The organism is Roseinatronobacter thiooxidans (assembly GCF_001870675.1).
GTDB classification, from domain to species: domain Bacteria; phylum Pseudomonadota; class Alphaproteobacteria; order Rhodobacterales; family Rhodobacteraceae; genus Roseinatronobacter; species Roseinatronobacter thiooxidans.
Map to the genome: position 1 here is coordinate 1 of NZ_MEHT01000042.1, position 1199 is coordinate 1199.

The 1199-nt window shown below is 59.6% G+C and carries 1 protein-coding gene and 1 pseudogene; both read left to right on the forward strand.

What is annotated here, in order from left to right:
• A pseudogene (locus BG455_RS17475) lies at nucleotides 1-227 on the forward strand (replication initiation protein); the annotation flags it as partial.
• Between the two features lie 296 nt (nucleotides 228-523).
• Complete coding sequence (locus BG455_RS12240) at nucleotides 524-1168, forward strand: DUF2268 domain-containing putative Zn-dependent protease (protein ID WP_071470294.1); 645 nt, start codon at nucleotides 524-526, stop codon at nucleotides 1166-1168.
• Nucleotides 1169-1199 lie beyond the last annotated feature (31 nt).

Here is a 1199-nt window from a genome sequence, read left to right on the forward strand (position 1 = left end):
GCTATTGCTGAAATAAACCAGCTATCGCGGCTCACGCTGACCGCCACACCGCGCAAGGTTGGCCGCACGGTCACCAGCGTCGAGATTGCTTGGGAAGAAAAGCCCGAACCCGCAGCGCCCCCGCAGGAGCTGGCGGCGCGGAAGGCGGGCGGTGCAGCTCGTCCCGCCAAGGCGGCCGCAGTGGCCTTTCCGGCCACGGGGACCATCGCCTACAGCCCCCATTGGCTNNACGCTGCCGGCTGCAACCAGGACAACGCCCTGGTCGCCTCGAACTTCCGGCGCTTCCTGGCGGATCGCGGGATCTCCCTCGATGCCGCGAACGTCGAAAAGCTATTCAGCGATTACTGCCGCAAAGTCGGGAATGTGTAACGGTCGCCCGCCCACACGATTCCGCGCAAAAGGCCCGTGTTTTCTCGGGGATGCAGCGCGTCCCCGAGTGTAACGCTGCCAAATGGCATTTCCTGCTACAGTGCTGCTTCGAGCCCATTGCTGCCCTTGGCGGTCAGATGTGATAATTGGTGCCATGCCGAACATGACCCTCCATTTCATCAACGCCCGTCATCAGCTTTCAGGCATAAAAGACTGGCTGACGGATAGCCTTGGTACCGCTTTTGCGGCGTCTGCTGCTCTGCTGCCGTTAGGCGATACAGACGTGATCATCACCGGAGGTAATCGCGTTATCCCAGAGAAAGGACATCTGGGCTACGCGCCTGAAAAGGGAGTGATCTATGTCACCGTAGACCCTGATCATGCGTCCCTGCGGGCGAACCCCGACCAGTCGCTCGAAAGAATGCTGGCTCACGAATTGCATCATTGCTCGCGGTGGGATGGCCCCGGATATGGCACGACGTTAGGTGAGACGCTGATATCAGAAGGTCTTGCGGGGCACTTCGCACAGGAAGTGTTCAACTGGCAGCCCGAGCCTTGGGAGAGTGTGGAAACCTCGGTTTTGCGGCCACATGTCCCAAGGGCACGGGAGGAATGGAATAACGCCAGATATGGACATGAAGAGTGGTTCTTCGGTTCAGCCGCGTTACCGCGATGGCTGGGCTACTCTTTGGGGTATCAGCTCGTGTCGCGCTACTTGACTGCGCATCCGCATGGCCGCGCATCTGCACTAGTTCATGCGGATGCAGAGATTTTCTTGCCGCACCTTCGAGAGATTTGACTGTCCGCTCCGTCCCAGCAACGGACGTTGC